Genomic DNA, 16,121 nt, shown 5'->3' with positions numbered 1-16,121 from the left:
CTGCCACTAGCCTGGACAACTGAATCCAGCACGGTAGAGCCTTTTAACTCAACTCAGGGCGCAAAATCAGTACGCCCAGCGGTGGCAGATTCAACGACAGCGACACCGGCTGCCCATGGCGTGCCTCATCGTGGGTGAAGACGCCACCGCCGTTGCCAAAATTGGAACCTGCGTAGGTGTCCGCATCACTGTTGATCACCTCGCTCCAGCGCCCGGCAAACGGCACGCCCACGGTGTAGCCCTCACGGGGCACCGGGGTAAAGTTGGCCACCACCAGCACCGGTTTGCCGTCCTTGCTCCAGCGCAGCCAGGCAAAAACGCTGTTGATGGCGTCGTCGCCGATCAGCCACTGGAAGCCCTGCGGCGCGTCGTCCTGCTCGTGCAGCGCCGGTTCCTCGCGGTACAGGCGGTTCAAATCGCCCACCAGTTTCTGCACGCCCCGGTGTTCCGGGTACTGCAGCAGGTACCAGTCCAGTTGCTGATCGTGATTCCACTCGCGCCACTGGCCGAACTCGCAACCCATGAACAGCAGTTTCTTGCCCGGGTGCATCCACATGAAACTCAGGTAGGCCCGCAGGTTGGCGAATTTCTGCCAGCGGTCGCCGGGCATCTTGTCGATCAGCGAGTGCTTGCCGTGCACCACTTCATCGTGAGAGATCGGCAAAATGAAGCGCTCGGACCAGGCATACACCAGGCCGAAGCTCAGCTCATTGTGATGATGGGCGCGGTAGACCGGGTCCTGCTGGATGTAATGCAGCGAATCGTGCATCCAGCCCATGTTCCACTTGTAATTGAAGCCCAGACCGCCCTGCTGGGTCGGCTGGCTGACGCCAGGCCAGGCCGTGGACTCTTCGGCAATCACCAGCGCGCCAGGCGCTTCGAGGGCGACCACGTCGTTCAAGTGGCGCAAAAAGTCGATGGCCTCGAGGTTTTCCCGCCCGCCGTGGCGGTTGGGCACCCATTCACCGGCCTTGCGCGAATAGTCGCGGTAGAGCATCGATGCCACCGCATCCACGCGCAGACCGTCGATGTGGAAATGCTTGAGCCAATGCAGCGCCGACGCCAGCATGAAGCCGTGCACTTCGGTGCGGCCCAGGTTATAGATCAGCGTGTCCCAGTCCTGATGAAAGCCTTCCAGCGGGTTGGCGTATTCGTACAGCGCGGTGCCGTCGAATTGCGCCAGGCCATGGGTGTCGGTCGGGAAATGCGCCGGTACCCAGTCGAGGATCACGCCGATATCGGCCTGGTGCAGGGCGTTGACGAAGTACGCAAAATCTTCCGGCGAGCCAAACCGCGCGCTCGGTGCAAACTGCGACAACGCCTGATAACCCCACGAACCGCCAAACGGGTGCTCCATAATCGGCATCAGCTCGATATGGGTGAAGCCCAATTCCTGCACATAAGGAATCAGGCGCTCGGCCAGTTCACGCCAGCCGTACTGGCGCGAAACCTCACCCGCCTCGTCCAGCTCACACTGCCAGGAGCCCACGTGCAGCTCGTAGATCGACAGCGGCGCCGAGGGTTTCTGCTTGTCGGGGCGCGCCTGCATCCAGTCGTGGTCCTGCCAATCCACCTGCAGCGGTGGCGCCACTTTGGACGCGGTGTCGGGCGGCAACTGAGTGGCCAGGGCCATGGGGTCGGCCTTGAGCGGCAGGATGCCGTGGGCGCCGAGAATCTCGTATTTGTAAGCCGCACCCGGCTGCAGGCGCGGGATAAAGAGTTCCCACACGCCCGACGGATGCCGCAGGCGCATCGGATGACGGCGACCGTCCCAGATATTGAAATCGCCCACCACCGACACGCGCCGGGCGTTTGGCGCCCACACGGCAAATCGCACGCCGTGCACGCCGTCGACACTGGTCACCTGGGCGCCCAGGCAACTGCCAAGGTCGCGGTGATTGCCTTCGGCAAACAGGTACAGGTCCATTTCACCGAGCAGCAGCTGGCTGAAGCTGTAGGGGTCTTCGGTGATCTGCTCACCGCCGGCCCACTGGATTTTCAACAGGTAATCCTGACGCGTGGCAAAGTGCCCGATGAACAGGCCCGGCACCTGAGTCGCCTCCAGGCTGCCGATCGATTCGCCGCCGTCGCGTGTCAATACCTGCACACTCAGGGCTTCGGGCAGGAACGCGCGGATGAATTGCCCGCCCTGCTCATCATCATGTGGGCCCAGAATCGAGAACGGGTCCGGGTGCTCGGCGCGCACCAGCGCTTCAACGTCTCTGGACGCCGGCATTGCAGTCAACTTGGGCTGCAGCGGTTCTTTATTGATATAACTCATGACGTCTCCCCACCGCGTGCAGTTTTCGATATAGGGGCAAGCCCGCTCAACAATGCGTGCAAGCCTTGTAATGGCACCGCCAACCAGGTCGGGCGATTTTCTGCTTCGTAAGCCACTTCGTACGCAGCTTTCTCCAGGCTGAACAGTGTCAGCGCGGCGTCCTGGCCCTTGGCGTCCTGCCAGTCATGCGCCAGTGTAGACGCAGCGGCCTCATAGGCCTGGATAAATGCCTGGCGCGCCTCCTTGAGGTAGCGATCGGTCACGCGTTTGCGCGCAAGGTCCGCTTCGGGGGAGTGATCCACCCCCTGCACGTTCAGCGCCATGGCGGCCGCGTAATCAAACGAACGCAACACACCGCTCACATCCTTGTAGGGGCTGTGCTTGCCGCGCCGCTCATGCAGCGGCCTTGCCGGCTCGCCCTCGAAGTCGATCAGGTAGGCATCGCCCTTCACCACCAGCACCTGGCCCAGGTGCAAGTCACCGTGCACGCGAATGCGCAGCCCGCCCAACGTGGCTTTCGCCAATGCCTGGACCTGGCTGCCGATGGCTTTTTTCTGCGCCAGTAGTTCACTGACCAGCGTCTGCTCAGCGGGGTTCAACTGATGTTGGTTGAGCTTGAGCAATTGCAGGGCGCGTTCGATCTGCGCGCCCACGTCTTTGGCCCAGGCCTGGGTGTCCTTGGTCGAGGTGGTTTCTGGCCTGAAGTCCTTGTTGTCAGTGGGCGCACCCAGCACGCCGTGCATTTCGCCCAGACGCTGGCCGAGCAGGCCGGCAAAGTCCGCCAGCTCGCCCAGAGCGTTGTAATGCTGCTCCTGATCGGACATGGCCTCGGCCAGTTCGTCGCGGATCGCTCGCTCCAGGTTGTTCTGGGTCCAGCTCCACGCATCGCCCTGGTTGCTCAGGTAACCCTGGGCGATCATCAGCAGGTTGTCCTCGCCCTCAGCGTCACGCCGAATCATCGACCCCATCAGCGGCGAGATATTCGGGTAGCCGGCCTCGGTGAGGTAAGCGCTCATTTCAAGCTCGGGGTGCACCCCGGCGCTGACTTTGCGGATCAGCTTGAGCACCAGGCGTTCACCCACCACCACCGAGCTGTTGGACTGCTCGGCAGAGAGGTAACGAACCGATACGTCGCTGCTCAGTTGCAGCGCGTCCAGGTGCGGGGTCGCTGCAAAGCGCAGGGCACCGTCGCTGCTGTCAAGCACGCTGCCGGCCTGCAGGGCCTGGATCACCGCACGAATGAAATGCTCGAGGCTGAACGCATCGGTTACCAAACCTACCTCGCGGGTGCGCCGCACGCGGGCCAGGGCCAATTGCTGGGGCAAGGCGCTGGTGAACTGGTCTTCGCGCAGCAAACCGAACGGCAACTGATAACGGCTCACCTGCCCGCCGCTGCTCACCTCGATTTCGCTGAGCAACACCGGATGTTCCGGGTCGCCAAACCGCACGCCGTAAGCGATGTGCACGCTGTCGATGGTGGCGTCCTTGCCGGCAAACCAGCGGCGCTTGGGCAGCCACAGCGGCAGTGAGTCGTGTTCGAGGGTGTTGCGGCAAGGTTCTTCGAGCAATTCTTCCATGCGTTTTTTCAGTACCAAAGTGGTGAAGTCGGGAATGCTCTGCGCCGGCTCGACATGCCAGCTGGGCATCTGATTCTCGGCGGCCAGCACAAACCAGTAGAAGCCGTACGGCGCCAGGGTCAGCAGGAAGTTGAGTTGGCCAATCGGTGGGAACGCGTTGCCGCCGAGCATCTCCACCGGGACCATGCCGGCGAATGCCGACAGGTCCAGCTCCGCCGCCTGGGCGCTGCGTGACACGTTGGCCACGCATAATATGATTTCCGTGCGCCCGTCCTCGCCGGTGAACTCGCGGGTATAGGCGAGGATGCGACGGTTGCTCGGCGAGAGCATTTTCAGGCTGCCGCGACCGAACGCCTTGGACTGCTTGCGCACTGCGAGCATGCGCCGCGTCCAGTTGAGCAGCGAGTGCGGGTCCTGGGCCTGGGTCTCGACGTTGACCGACTGGTAGCCGTATTGCGGGTCCATGATCGGCGGCAGCACCAGACTCGCCGGGTCGGCGCGGGAGAAGCCGCCATTACGGTCGATGGACCACTGCATGGGCGTACGCACACCGTCGCGGTCGCCCAGGTAGATGTTGTCGCCCATGCCGATTTCATCACCGTAATACAGGGTCGGCGTGCCGGGCATCGACAGCAGCAGGCTGTTGAGCAACTCGACGCGGCGGCGGTCGCGTTCCATCAAAGGCGCCAGGCGCCGACGAATACCCAGGTTGATACGCGCGCGGCGGTCGGCGGCGTAGTAGTTCCACAGGTAGTCGCGTTCCTTGTCGGTGACCATCTCCAGGGTCAGCTCGTCGTGGTTGCGCAGGAAAATTGCCCACTGGCAATTGGCCGGGATCTCCGGGGTCTGGCGCAAAATATCGGTGATCGGAAAGCGATCTTCCTGGGCCAGCGCCATGTACATGCGCGGCATCAGCGGGAAGTGAAAGGCCATGTGGCATTCGTCGCCGTCGTCGCCTTTTTTGTCACCAAAATACAGCTGTGTATCTTCAGGCCACTGGTTGGCTTCGGCCAGCAGCATGCGGTCGGGGTAATGCGCGTCGATCTCGGCGCGGATCTGCTTGAGCACGCCGTGGGTTTCCGGCAGGTTCTCGTTGTTGGTGCCATCGCGCTCGATCAGGTAGGGGATCGCGTCCAGACGCAGGCCGTCGATGCCCATGTCCAGCCAGTAGCGCATCACCGACAGCACGGCTTTCATGACTTGCGGGTTGTCAAAGTTGAGGTCCGGCTGGTGCGAATAGAAGCGGTGCCAGAAGTATTGACCGGCGACCGGGTCCCAGGTCCAGTTGGACTTTTCGGTGTCGAGGAAAATGATGCGGGTGCCGTCGTACTTCTGGTCGTCATCGGACCAGACATAGAAATCCCGCGCGGCCGAACCGGGCTTGGCCTTGCGCGCACGCTGGAACCAGGGGTGCTGGTCGGAGGTGTGGTTGATCACCAGCTCGGTGATGACCCGCAACCCGCGCTTGTGCGCCTCGGCAATGAAGCGCCGGGCATCGGCCATGGTTCCGTAGTCGCTGTGCACGCCACGGTATTCGGCAATGTCGTAACCGTCGTCGCGGCGTGGCGAGGGATAGAACGGCAACAGCCAGATGGTGTTGACGCCCAGATCGGCGATGTAATCAAGTTTGGCGATCAGCCCGGGAAAGTCGCCGATCCCGTCATTGTTGGAGTCGAAATAGGATTTGACGTGAACCTGGTAGATCACCGCGTCCTTGTACCAGAGCGGATCCTTGATGAACGTGGCTGCCTTGGGTTTCTTCGCCATTGGACACTCCTGAAAACTCGAAAAAACGGGCTGACGCAATCCGGTCAATGTGGGAGGGAGCAAGCTCCTTCCCACCTTTGACCTCGGCAGGCTTAAGACGCGGTAATGCGCCAGATCCCAAACGGCATCTGCGGATCGAGACGGGTCCACTGGCTCTTGCCGTACCAGGTCCAGCGATGGCCGTTCATCAGGTCCTCGCCCTGGGTCTGCGCATCGTCCGGCAGGCCCATTTCCCATAGCGGCAATTCGAAGTGGGCTTCCTGGGCGTTGAACGGATCAAGGTTGACCGCCACCAGGATGAAGTTGCTGCCATCTTCGCTGCGCTTGCCGAAATACAGGATGTTGTCGTTCCAGGCGTTGTAGAGCTTAAGCCCCAGGTGTGTCTGCAGGGCCGGGTTCTGGCGGCGGATGCGGTTGAGTTGGGCGATTTCGGCAATGATGTTGCCCGGCGCGGTGAAGTCGCGCGGGCGAATCTCGTACTTCTCCGAGTCCAGGTACTCTTCCTTGCCGGGCACGGGTGCCGCTTCGCACAACTCAAAGCCCGAATACATACCCCACAGGCCCGAGCCCATGGTGGCCAGCGCGGCACGGATCAGGAAGCCCGGACGGCCGGATTCGTGCAGAAAGCCAGGGTTGATGTCCGGCGTATTGACGAAGAAGTTCGGCCGATAGCACTCACGCCACGGCGACTGGTTGAGCTGGGTGAAATACTCGCTCAACTCGGCCTTGGTGTTGCGCCAGGTGAAGTAGGTGTAGCTCTGGGAATAGCCGACCTTGCCCAGGCGCGCCATCATCGCCGGCGTGGTAAAGGCTTCCGCAAGGAAGATCACCTCGGGGTATTTGGCGCGCACATCGCTGATCAGCCATTGCCAGAACGGCAACGGCTTGGTGTGCGGGTTGTCGACGCGAAAAGTCTTCACGCCCTCTTCCACCCAGCCCACCACAACGTCGCGCAGCTCTGTCCACAAGCCGGGAATGGCGTCGGCGGCGTAGAAATCGACGTTGACGATATCCTGGTACTTTTTCGGCGGGTTTTCCGCATATTTGATCGTGCCGTCCGGGCGCCAGTTGAACCAGCCCGGGTGCTGCTTGAGCCATGGGTGGTCCTGGGAGCACTGGATAGCGAAGTCGAGGGCGATTTCCAGGCCATGGTCGGCGGCGGCCTTCACCAGGCGGCGGAAATCATCACGGCTGCCCAGTTGCGGGTGAATCGCCTCGTGACCGCCGTCCTCGCTGCCGATGGCATACGGGCTGCCGGGGTCATCGGGGCCGGCATGCAGTGAATTGTTGGGCCCCTTGCGGTGGCTGCGGCCAATGGGATGGATGGGCGGAAAGTAGAGCACGTCGAAGCCCATGTCATGGATCATCGACAAACGAGAGTGCACATCGTTGAAGGTGCCATGGCGCGCCGGATCATCGGTGATCGAGCGCGGAAACAGCTCGTACCAGCTGGCGAACTGCGCACGTTCACGTTCCACATCAATCGGGTAGACGGTGCTGATGCTCAGATAGGCGCGGTGGTCGGCCTGGGTCATCAGGTGTGCACTGTCTTCGTGCAGGAACTGCGCAACCTGCTCGGTTTCCAGCAGGCCGGAGAGTTCGTGGTGCAGCAGCATCAGACGGTCGCGCAGCTCGTTGTCACTGCGCTCGGCAGCCTGCAGCACCAGGCTGCGGCCTTCCTGCAGCTCGAGGCTGACCGGTACACCGGCTTCGTGCTTCTTGCGCAGTTCATAGCAGAAACTGGCGAAGGTATCGATCCAGGCTTCGATGCAGAACTCATGCGGGCCTTGCTCGGTAACGGTAAACGCGCCCTCCCAGCCGTTGTTGCCAACATCGGCCATCACCACGCTGTGCCAGGTTTCTTCGTGCAACGGGCGCCAGCGAATCAATACAGCCAGCTTGTCGTGGCCGTCGGCAAACACCTTGCTGGTGACGTTCACGCGCTGGTTCACCACGGCTTTTACGGCAAATTCGCCGCCGTCGATCACGGGCGTGGTGTCTTCAATGGCGATCCTGGGCAGCAGCAAGGCCTGGGACAATGGTAATGCGCAGTTATCTGAAGCCAGTGTTTCAGCAGTCATCGAGCATCTTCCCCTTACGCCCTGTGGACGCTCTTTTGCTTGATCCGAATTCTGATACGGCGGCGCTCTCCCTGAGCGGAGCCGTCTTAGGTCCGAGCCTGTGTGCGAGAGAAAAGTTCAGGCGGATATGCCGCCACCGGGCGGGAATCAAATCCGCCACGCGGTTGTCCACCGCTGGAGCAAAGCACAAAGGAGGCCACACCATGACTATTCCGATTCCGGCTGAAACACCCGACCCCAATATTGACGACCCAACGTTACCGCCTGTTGAACCGCCGCCGGTTCCTGAACAGGAACCGCCGGAAAACCAGCCGCCACCGGTGCAGGAGCCGCCTGGAGGTGAACCGCCAGTGGTTCTTTGAGGCTTTCCACGCGGTGTTCCGCATTCGCTTGCGCAGACTACGCAACCGGGTTGCGCAAGCGGACCTTGATCGTGGCAATTTCCCACTCGATAAAAAGCTCTAGTCCTAACTGCAACGAACGTGCGGGTTCTCATACTGATTTTTCGCTCGCCTGAACGTCACGCATCAGGCAAGGCGTAATCCAATCTGTTTATGAGGAATCAGCATGACGACCATCAGCGCACCGCCGGCCTTTGCGTTCAACGCACCTCACACCGCCCCGACCAGCCCCCACCCGCTCAAGCAACCCGAGGTATCCACGCCTGCGCTCTACCTGGAGCGACACCTTGAGGATATAAGCGCCCGTGTGGACCGTAATACCATTGACCACATGATGCGTAACCTGGATTCGAAAGAGTCAAAGGATTACTTCGAGAAAATCGACGCATTGCTGACCCCGGACAACATCAAGCGCCTGGCAACCGGCCCCAAGGCGAAATCTCACATCAAGGCGCTTGCCCATATCGAAACCCGTTTTAATAGCGGCTCGATCGATAAGGTATCAACCCCCGTCGAGTGGAAGCATGTCGAGGACTATCGCAAAGCCGTGGAGGCAGAACTGTTCGAGTTGACGATCAGCATGCTTAAAGCCCCGTGGGAGAAGGGCTCTGATTTGGCGCGCGGTTTCTTCCATAATGAAATCGCCCCGCATATCCTGCATGGGATGCATGACCTTCAGTCCAAATGCACGCACCTCAGTGAAATAGCCAAGTTGGTGAAAAACATACTCGAGTCGTTGCAGGATGCGCACCTTACAGAGCGCGCGCAGGATTTGTCGCGAGGGTATGCGGTCAGGTGAAAGAACCGGACCCGTTGACCCGAATCGGTAGTCACTCGTCCTTCTCGAACGCGCGCACGATCCGCGGCATCACGCTGAACACCGCCAGGGCCAGCAAGGTACTCAACAATGCTGTGGATTCCCGGCCCAGGCCGGCCGCGACGCCAATCGCGGCGGTCATCCAAAGCCCTGCTGCGGTGGTCAGCCCTTTGACGTGGCCCGCGTCCTCATCCTTGCCCTTGATGATGGTGCCCGCGCCCAAAAAGCCGATGCCGGCGATCACGCCCTGCACCACGCGGCTCATGGCATCGGCCTGGTTACCGGACATCTGCGGCACCAGCACGAACAGCGCCGCGCCCAGCGCCACCAGCATGTGCGTGCGTATCCCGGCCGCCTTGCCCTTGCTCTCGCGCTCAAAACCGAGGATGCCGCCGAGAATGGCCGCCATCAACAGCCGCACGGTCATCTGGGTGACCTGTTTTGCATCGCCGATATCGGCGAATTCGGCCTGCAGGGTCAGCCACGCTTCTTGCCACCATGCGTCCATGGATGCGCTCCTTTGTGATTGTTGGTAAAAGATGGACAGCGGCGACCGCCAGTCAGTTGCCTGGAACGCCTGGACATCGGCGAGCCTGCTGCTACCTTCCGGTCCGATTACCCACTGAACCTGTTTTAAGGCCCGATGAAACGCTACGAAAAATTTGCCGATGCCATTGCAGAACTGATCCGCTCCGGCGTGCTCGGGCCTGGTCAGCGTGTGCCTTCCGTGCGCTACGCCAGCCAGACCTACGGCGTCAGCCCCTCCACGGTGTTCCAGGCTTATTACCTGCTCGAGCGCCGTGGCCTGATCCGCGCGCGGCCGCGCTCGGGTTATTTCGTCAACACCCATGCGCCCAGCCCGCTGGCCGAGCCGATGCCGAGCGAGCCGGTGCGCGACTCCACCGAGGTGGATGTGAGTGAGCTGGTGTTTTCGGTGCTTGACTCCATCAAAGACCCCAATACGGTGCCGTTCGGCTCAGCCTTTCCCAGCCCGCTGCTGTTCCCGTTGCCGCGCCTGGCCCGTTCCCTGGCCCGCGCCGCTCGCGAAATGGACCCGCGCCTGGTGGTCAACGACATGTCGCCGGGCAACCCGCAACTGCGCCGGCAAATCGCGCTGCGCTACAGCGTCGGCGGGCTGGTGGTGCCGATGGAAGAACTGCTGATCACCAACGGCGCCCTGGAAGCGCTCAACCTGTGCCTGCAGGCCGTGACCGAGCCGGGCGATCTGGTTGCCATCGAAGCGCCAGCGTTCTACGCCTGCCTGCAAGTACTCGAGCGGCTGAAGCTCAAGGCCGTGGAAATTCCCGTGCACCCGCGCGATGGCATCGACCTGGACGCCCTCGCCCAAGCCCTGGCGCGCTACCCGATCAAGGCCTGCTGGACCATGACCAGCTTTCAGAACCCCATGGGCGCCACCTTGCCGCAGGCCAAAAAGCAGGCGTTGGTGGAACTGCTGCGCAGCCACCAGGTGCCGTTGATCGAAGACGATGTGTACGCCGAGTTGTATTACGGGCAACACGCGCCGAAACCGGCCAAGGCCTTCGACACCGACGGGCTGGTGATGCATTGCGGCTCGTTTGCCAAGAGCCTGGCGCCGGGTTATCGGGTGGGCTGGGTCGCGGCCGGGCGCTATGCGCAGAAGGTCGAGCGTCTCAAGCTGATGACCTCATTGTGCCCGTCGATGCCGGCCCAGGCTGCCATCGCCGATTACCTGCAACACGGCGGTTATGACCGCCACCTGCGCAGACTGCGCTATGCCCTGGAAGAACAGCAACACGCCATGCTGGCCGCCATTGCCCGCCACTTTCCGGCACAGACCCGCGTCAGCCAGCCCACCGGCGGCTATTTCCTGTGGCTGGAACTGCCGGAGCAGACCGACTCGCTGAAACTCTTCCAACGGGCCCTGGCCCAAGGCATCAGCCTGGCGCCTGGGCCGATCTTCTCGGCGACCCGGCGCTTTCGCCACTGTATCCGCTTGAATTACGGCAGCCCCTGGACCGCGGCGTCCGAGACAGCGATGCAGACCCTGGGGCGGCTTGTGCAGTCGCTCTAGCGGCCGCCGCCCAGGTCGATAAAGGTGCCGGTGGCATACGAAGCCTTGTCCGACAGCAACCAGATAATCGCCTCGGCCACTTCATCCGGCCGCCCGCCACGGGCCATGGGAATGCCGGGCTCGAGCTTGCTGACGCGGTCCGGGTCGCCGCTCAGGGCGTGGAAGTCGGTGAAGATGTAGCCGGGGCGCACCGCGTTGACCCGGATACCCTCGCCCGCCACTTCCCGGGACAGGCCCAGGGTGAAGGTGTCGAGCGCGCCCTTGGAGGCGGCGTAGTCGACATACTCGCCGGGCGACCCCAGACGCGCCGCTACCGACGACACATTGACGATACTGCCGCCCTGCCCGCCATGGCGTGGCGACATGCGCAGCAGCGCCTGTTTGGCGCAGAGGATCGGCCCCAACACGTTGGTCTTGAGGACCTTGAGGATGCGGAACTCGGACATGTCCTCCACCCGCGACTTGTGCCCCACGGTGCCGGCGTTGTTCACCAGCGCGGTGACACGGCCCAGCTCGGCGTCGACCCGGCTGAACAGCGCGATCACTTCATCTTCGATACTGACATCGGCGCGCACCGCAATCGCCTCGGCGCCCAGGGCGCGCACCTGTTCCAGCACCGCCTGGGCGGCGGTTTCGTCAGACTGGTAATTGATGCAGATGCGATAGCCTTCGCGGGCGGCGAGCAAGGCCGTCTCGGCGCCGATTCCGCGGCTGCCTCCGGTAATGATGACGACTTTGTCCATGCCAGCGATCTCCTGAAATACCCTGATGTTTGCGGTTGGATCCAAGAGTAACCGTCACGCCCGGTATTTGTCAGGCTCGAGGAATGCTTGCGCGCGCTGGATATCGGCCATGAAGCCTGCCGCCGGTAACGGATGGCCGAGCAGGTAGCCTTGCAGCGCGTTGCAGCCCAGCCGCGTGAGGAAATGCTGCTGCGCATCGGTCTCCACGCCTTCGGCGACAATCCGCAGGCCCAACGCCTGGCCCAGTGCAACGATGGCGGACACAATGGCGGCGTCGTCGCTGTCGTGCTCCAGGTCGCGTACAAAACCGCGGTCGATCTTCAGTTCGTTGGCTGGCAGGCGCTTGAGGTACATGAGACTCGAGTAGCCGGTGCCGAAATCGTCGATGGACAAGTCGACGCCCATCTCCGAGAGCTGCTGCAATACTGTCATGCTCGCATCGGCGTCGCTCATGGCCGTGGTCTCGGTGATTTCCAGGGTCAGGCTGTTGGCCGGCAACTGGTGACGTGCCAGCGCGGCGGCAACGCTCTTGACCAGCCCGGCATGACCGAACTGCAACGCCGACAGATTGACCGCGATGCGCCAGTCTTCATAGCCCTGGGCGTACCACATGCGCATCTGGCGGCAGGCTTCATTGAGCACCCACTCGCCGATCGGGATGATCAGACCGGTCTTTTCCGCCAGTTCGATAAAACTGACGGGCAGCAGCAGGCCCTGTTGCGGGTGCTCCCAACGCAGCAGCGCCTCGGCGCCGACCGGCATGCCACTGACCGCGTCGAACTTGGGCTGGTAATACAGTTGAAATTGCTCGAGCTCCAGGGCGTTGCGCAGGTCCTGCAACAGTTGCAGTTGCTTGCGCGCGTTGGTGTTCATCGAGGCTTCAAAGAAGCTGTAGCCGTTCTTGCCCAGGCCCTTGGCGTGATACATGGCGGCGTCGGCGTTCATCAACAGTTCCTGAGGGCTGTTGCCATTGCCCGGAAACAGGGCGATGCCGACGCTGGCGGAAATTTTCAGGTCATGCTCGGCCACCTGGAATGCGCGATTGATCAACACCACCTGGCGCTCGGCCAGGCCCAACGCGTCGGCCGGCTGCGTCAGTTGCACCAGCAGCACGAACTCATCGCCGCCGATACGCGCCAGGGTGTCCTGGCTGCGCAGGTCCTCGCGCAGGCGCTGGCCGACGTCGCGCAGCAGCAGGTCGCCCAAGTGATGGCCAAAGGCATCGTTGACCGGCTTGAAACCGTCCAGGTCAATGAACATCAGCGCAAAGCAACCGCCCTGCTCCCTTACCGCCTGCATCGCCTGCGCAATGCGGTCGGCGAGCAAGGTCCGGTTGGGCAGCCCGGTGAGCGTGTCATGCAGGGCCAGGTGGGTCAGTTCCTGGTTGGCCAGGGCCAGGGAATGGGCGAGCACGGCGGTACGCGCCTGCAGACGGGCGTCCAGCAGCGAGGTGAGCAGCGCAATGAGCAGCACCGCCAGCGACGTGACCAACACCAGATTGTCCAGGCCCCTGCCGCTCAGGCCGGTCAAGGCTGCGCCACAGAAACTGTCGTCGGCAAACCGCGCCGCGGCCATGCCGGTGTAGTGCATGCCGACAATCGCGATGCCCATCACCATGGCCGCACCGCCTCGCGCCAGCCGCACATAAGGGGTATTGCGCCGCAGGTTGAACGCAATCCACAACGCCGCGCCGGACGCTATCACCGCGATCAGCAGCGAGGCACCCAACAGCGTGGGGTCGTAATCGATACCGGGCGTCATGCGCATGGCAGCCATGCCGGTGTAGTGCATGCTGGCAATACCGGCGCCCATAATCAGCGCGCCGAATGCCAATTGCCAGACGGGCAGACGCGGCTGGCTGACCAGCCATAACGCAAAGCCGCTGGACAGCACGGCGATCAACAGCGACAGCGCGGTAATGCCCACATCGAAGCCCAGAGCAAACGGCAGGCGCAGGGCCAGCATTCCGATAAAATGCATCGACCATACGCCCACCCCCATTGCCAACGCACCGCCGGCAATCCACAGATAAATGGCGCTGCCCCTGGCCGTGGCAATCCGCCCCGTGAGGTCAAGGGCGGTGTAGGACGCAAGGATGGCAACACACAGGGAAATGGCGATAAGGGCGGGTGAATAACTACCGATCAGCATGGGACTTCTCGCGGGCACTGGTTTGACACGACCGTACCAAGTGGCAAAGCGGCGGATTGTAGCGAGAATAATTCTTGAACAGGCGATTAATTATCAAATCGCCACTATCGGTTTTTTGACGTCAATTGCGCGGCTTTTGCGAAGCACAGCCGGCTCCATCTGATCCACGCAAAACCCACTGTTGGAGCGGGCTTGCTCGCGAAAGCGGTGGATCAGTCACAGACAAAGTGACTGGGACCGCGCATTCACGAGCAAGCCCGCTGCCACATTTCCCAATCCGCGCAGCTCATTGACCAGCCGTGTTACACACCATATAGTGTGCCCACTAACAGGCCAGACCACTACATAGTGTGCAGCATCGGTATTTCTCGACCACACTCTGTGCAGTATTTCAAGCGATCAGGAAGGAATATTTCAATGCTGAGTTGGGATGAAGTCGACAACGAGGACACTGGCGAAGCCGTCATCAGGGGCGCCAACGCCGGCCATGCCAGTGAAGCCAACATGGACCGTCTCGACGGTGCCGGCGCCGCAGCCGCCCTTGAAGCGCGCAACGTGACCGCCAACGACTCGGCGGCGATCATCCGCGCCAAGGCAGCGCTGGACAAACTCGACGTCGCCGAAGGCCTCGCCGAACTCGAAGGCTCCGCTGCCCGCGTCGCCGTCGACGAAAAGCGCATGATCAACTGCCGCGCCGACCTCAACCAGCTCGTGCCTTTCAAATACGACTGGGCCTGGCAAAAGTACCTCGACGGCTGCGCCAACCACTGGATGCCGCAAGAGGTCAACATGACCGCCGACATCGCCCTGTGGAAAAACCCCGAAGGCCTTACCGACGACGAACGCCGCATCGTCATGCGCAACCTCGGCTTCTTCTCCACCGCCGACTCGCTGGTCGCCAACAACCTGGTGCTGGCCGTGTACCGCCTGATCACCAACCCGGAATGCCGCCAGTACATCCTGCGCCAGGCCTTCGAAGAAGCGATCCACACCCACGCCTACCAATACTGCATCGAATCCCTGGCCATGGATGAAGGCGAGATCTTCAACATGTACCACGAGATTCCATCGGTCGCTAAAAAAGCAGCCTGGGGTCTCAAGTACACCCGCTCGATCTCCGATCCGAAGTTCGAAACCGGCACCGTCGACACCGACAAAGAGCTGCTGCGCAACCTGGTCGCCTACTACTGCGTATTGGAAGGCATCTTCTTCTACTGCGGCTTCACCCAGATCCTCTCCATGGGCCGCCGCAACAAAATGACCGGCGTGGCCGAGCAGTTCCAGTACATCCTGCGCGATGAGTCGATGCACCTGAACTTCGGTATCGACGTGATCAACCAGATCAAAATCGAAAACCCGCACCTGTGGGATGCCGAGATGAAGGAAGAAGCGACCCAGATGATTCTGCAGGGGACGCAACTGGAGATTGAATACGCGCGGGATACCATGCCGCGTGGGGTGCTGGGGATGAATGCGGCGATGATGGAGGATTACCTGAAGTTTATTGCTAATCGTCGGTTGTCGCAGATTGGGTTGAAGGAAGAGTACCCAGGCACGACCAACCCGTTCCCGTGGATGAGCGAGATTATGGATTTGAAGAAAGAGAAAAACTTCTTCGAAACCCGCGTGATCGAGTACCAGACCGGCGGCGCGCTGAGCTGGGACTGAATCAACATAGCGCCGGAAAAATGTGGGAGGGGTATGCTCCCTCCCACATGAGCCTGTGTTCTTTAAACGTGTGTACACCCTTTTATGCCCAATCAAACCATCAAAACCCCCTGCGTAGGCCTGTGTTCCACCGTTTACGGTGACCTGGTGTGCCGGGGCTGCAAGCGCTATCACCACGAAGTCATCCAGTGGAATGGCTACAACGCCGATGAAAAACAGGCGGTGTGGCTGCGCCTTGAGCAACTGCTGGTGCAGGTGATGACCAGCAAGCTTGAAGTGTTCGACCCCCAGCGCCTGCGCCAGCAGCTGGAAGACCGCAAGATTCGCTATGTGCCGCACCAGTCGCCGTATTGCTGGGCCTATCAGTTGATTGCCCGGGGCGCGCGGGTGATTTCACGTTTGGACGCCTATGGCCTGGCGTTGTTGCCGGAGTTTCGCGAACGCAGCCTCAGCGAGCTGCGCGATGCGATCGACCGCGAGTTTTTCCTGCTATCGGAGGCCCATTACGAGCGCTACATCGCGCCGGGGTTTCTGCAGGAGGCATTCGGGCCGGCACTGATCGCCAGCACCTGAACCGCCCCA

At 61.6% G+C, this 16,121-nt stretch carries 11 protein-coding genes; 5 read left to right on the top strand and 6 right to left on the bottom strand.

Annotation, left to right across the window (positions count from 1 at the left end):
* Positions 1–43 precede the first annotated feature (43 nt).
* From glgB to ACXX81_RS08605, 3 genes are all read right to left on the bottom strand, one after another.
* A complete protein-coding gene (gene glgB, locus ACXX81_RS08615; RefSeq protein ID WP_209982523.1) occupies positions 44–2,281 on the bottom strand; it encodes a 1,4-alpha-glucan branching protein GlgB in 2,238 nt (745 codons plus the stop codon).
* A complete protein-coding gene (treS, locus tag ACXX81_RS08610) occupies positions 2,278–5,625 on the bottom strand; it encodes a maltose alpha-D-glucosyltransferase (RefSeq protein WP_458571508.1) in 3,348 nt (1,115 codons plus the stop codon). Before treS ends, glgB begins: the two co-directional genes overlap by 4 nt.
* 92 nt (positions 5,626–5,717) lie before the next feature.
* A complete protein-coding gene (locus ACXX81_RS08605) occupies positions 5,718–7,706 on the bottom strand; it encodes an alpha-1,4-glucan--maltose-1-phosphate maltosyltransferase (protein ID WP_209982526.1) in 1,989 nt (662 codons plus the stop codon).
* 203 nt (positions 7,707–7,909) lie between these two features.
* On the opposite strand from ACXX81_RS08605, the gene ACXX81_RS08600 reads away from it, so the two are divergent.
* Together ACXX81_RS08600 and ACXX81_RS08595 are read left to right on the top strand one after the other, a co-directional pair.
* On the top strand, positions 7,910–8,068 hold the full coding sequence (locus tag ACXX81_RS08600) for a hypothetical protein (RefSeq protein WP_209982529.1): 159 nt from the start codon (positions 7,910–7,912) through the stop codon (positions 8,066–8,068).
* A gap of 205 nt (positions 8,069–8,273) precedes the next feature.
* Positions 8,274–8,906 (top strand): hypothetical protein, encoded by a 633-nt coding sequence (locus tag ACXX81_RS08595; RefSeq protein ID WP_231423367.1) that lies wholly within the window; start codon positions 8,274–8,276, stop codon positions 8,904–8,906.
* A gap of 31 nt (positions 8,907–8,937) precedes the next feature.
* Here ACXX81_RS08595 and ACXX81_RS08590 read toward each other — a convergent pair whose 3' ends face one another.
* Entirely contained in the window at positions 8,938–9,432 is a 495-nt protein-coding gene (locus ACXX81_RS08590; protein ID WP_209982532.1) for an MgtC/SapB family protein, read from the bottom strand.
* 135 nt (positions 9,433–9,567) lie between these two features.
* Between ACXX81_RS08590 and mapR the strand changes: the two genes are divergently transcribed.
* Positions 9,568–10,977 (top strand): GntR family transcriptional regulator MpaR, encoded by a 1,410-nt coding sequence (mapR, locus tag ACXX81_RS08585; protein ID WP_458571507.1) that lies wholly within the window; start codon positions 9,568–9,570, stop codon positions 10,975–10,977.
* On the opposite strand, the gene ACXX81_RS08580 is transcribed toward mapR, so the two are convergent.
* Entirely contained in the window at positions 10,974–11,720 is a 747-nt protein-coding gene (locus tag ACXX81_RS08580) for an SDR family oxidoreductase (RefSeq protein ID WP_209982536.1), read from the bottom strand. The two genes, mapR and ACXX81_RS08580, sit on opposite strands and share 4 nt — an antisense overlap.
* Before the next feature lie 54 nt (positions 11,721–11,774).
* Positions 11,775–13,871, bottom strand: a complete 2,097-nt coding sequence (locus ACXX81_RS08575; RefSeq protein WP_458571506.1) for a putative bifunctional diguanylate cyclase/phosphodiesterase — start codon at positions 13,869–13,871, stop codon at positions 11,775–11,777.
* Between the two features lie 417 nt (positions 13,872–14,288).
* Here ACXX81_RS08575 and ACXX81_RS08570 point away from each other — a divergent pair, with 417 nt between their 5' ends.
* Together ACXX81_RS08570 and ACXX81_RS08565 are read left to right on the top strand one after the other, a co-directional pair.
* Complete coding sequence (locus tag ACXX81_RS08570) at positions 14,289–15,539, top strand: ribonucleotide-diphosphate reductase subunit beta (protein ID WP_458571505.1); 1,251 nt, start codon at positions 14,289–14,291, stop codon at positions 15,537–15,539.
* An 84-nt stretch (positions 15,540–15,623) separates the two neighbouring features.
* Positions 15,624–16,112, top strand: coding sequence for a DUF1289 domain-containing protein (locus tag ACXX81_RS08565; protein WP_231423359.1), 489 nt, complete (start codon positions 15,624–15,626; stop codon positions 16,110–16,112).
* Positions 16,113–16,121: the final 9 nt, after the last annotated feature.

This window comes from Pseudomonas sp. GNP013 (genome assembly GCF_054343995.1).
The sequence above is the reverse complement of the archived record's forward strand: the minus strand, read 5'-3'. Positions and strand labels throughout refer to the sequence as shown.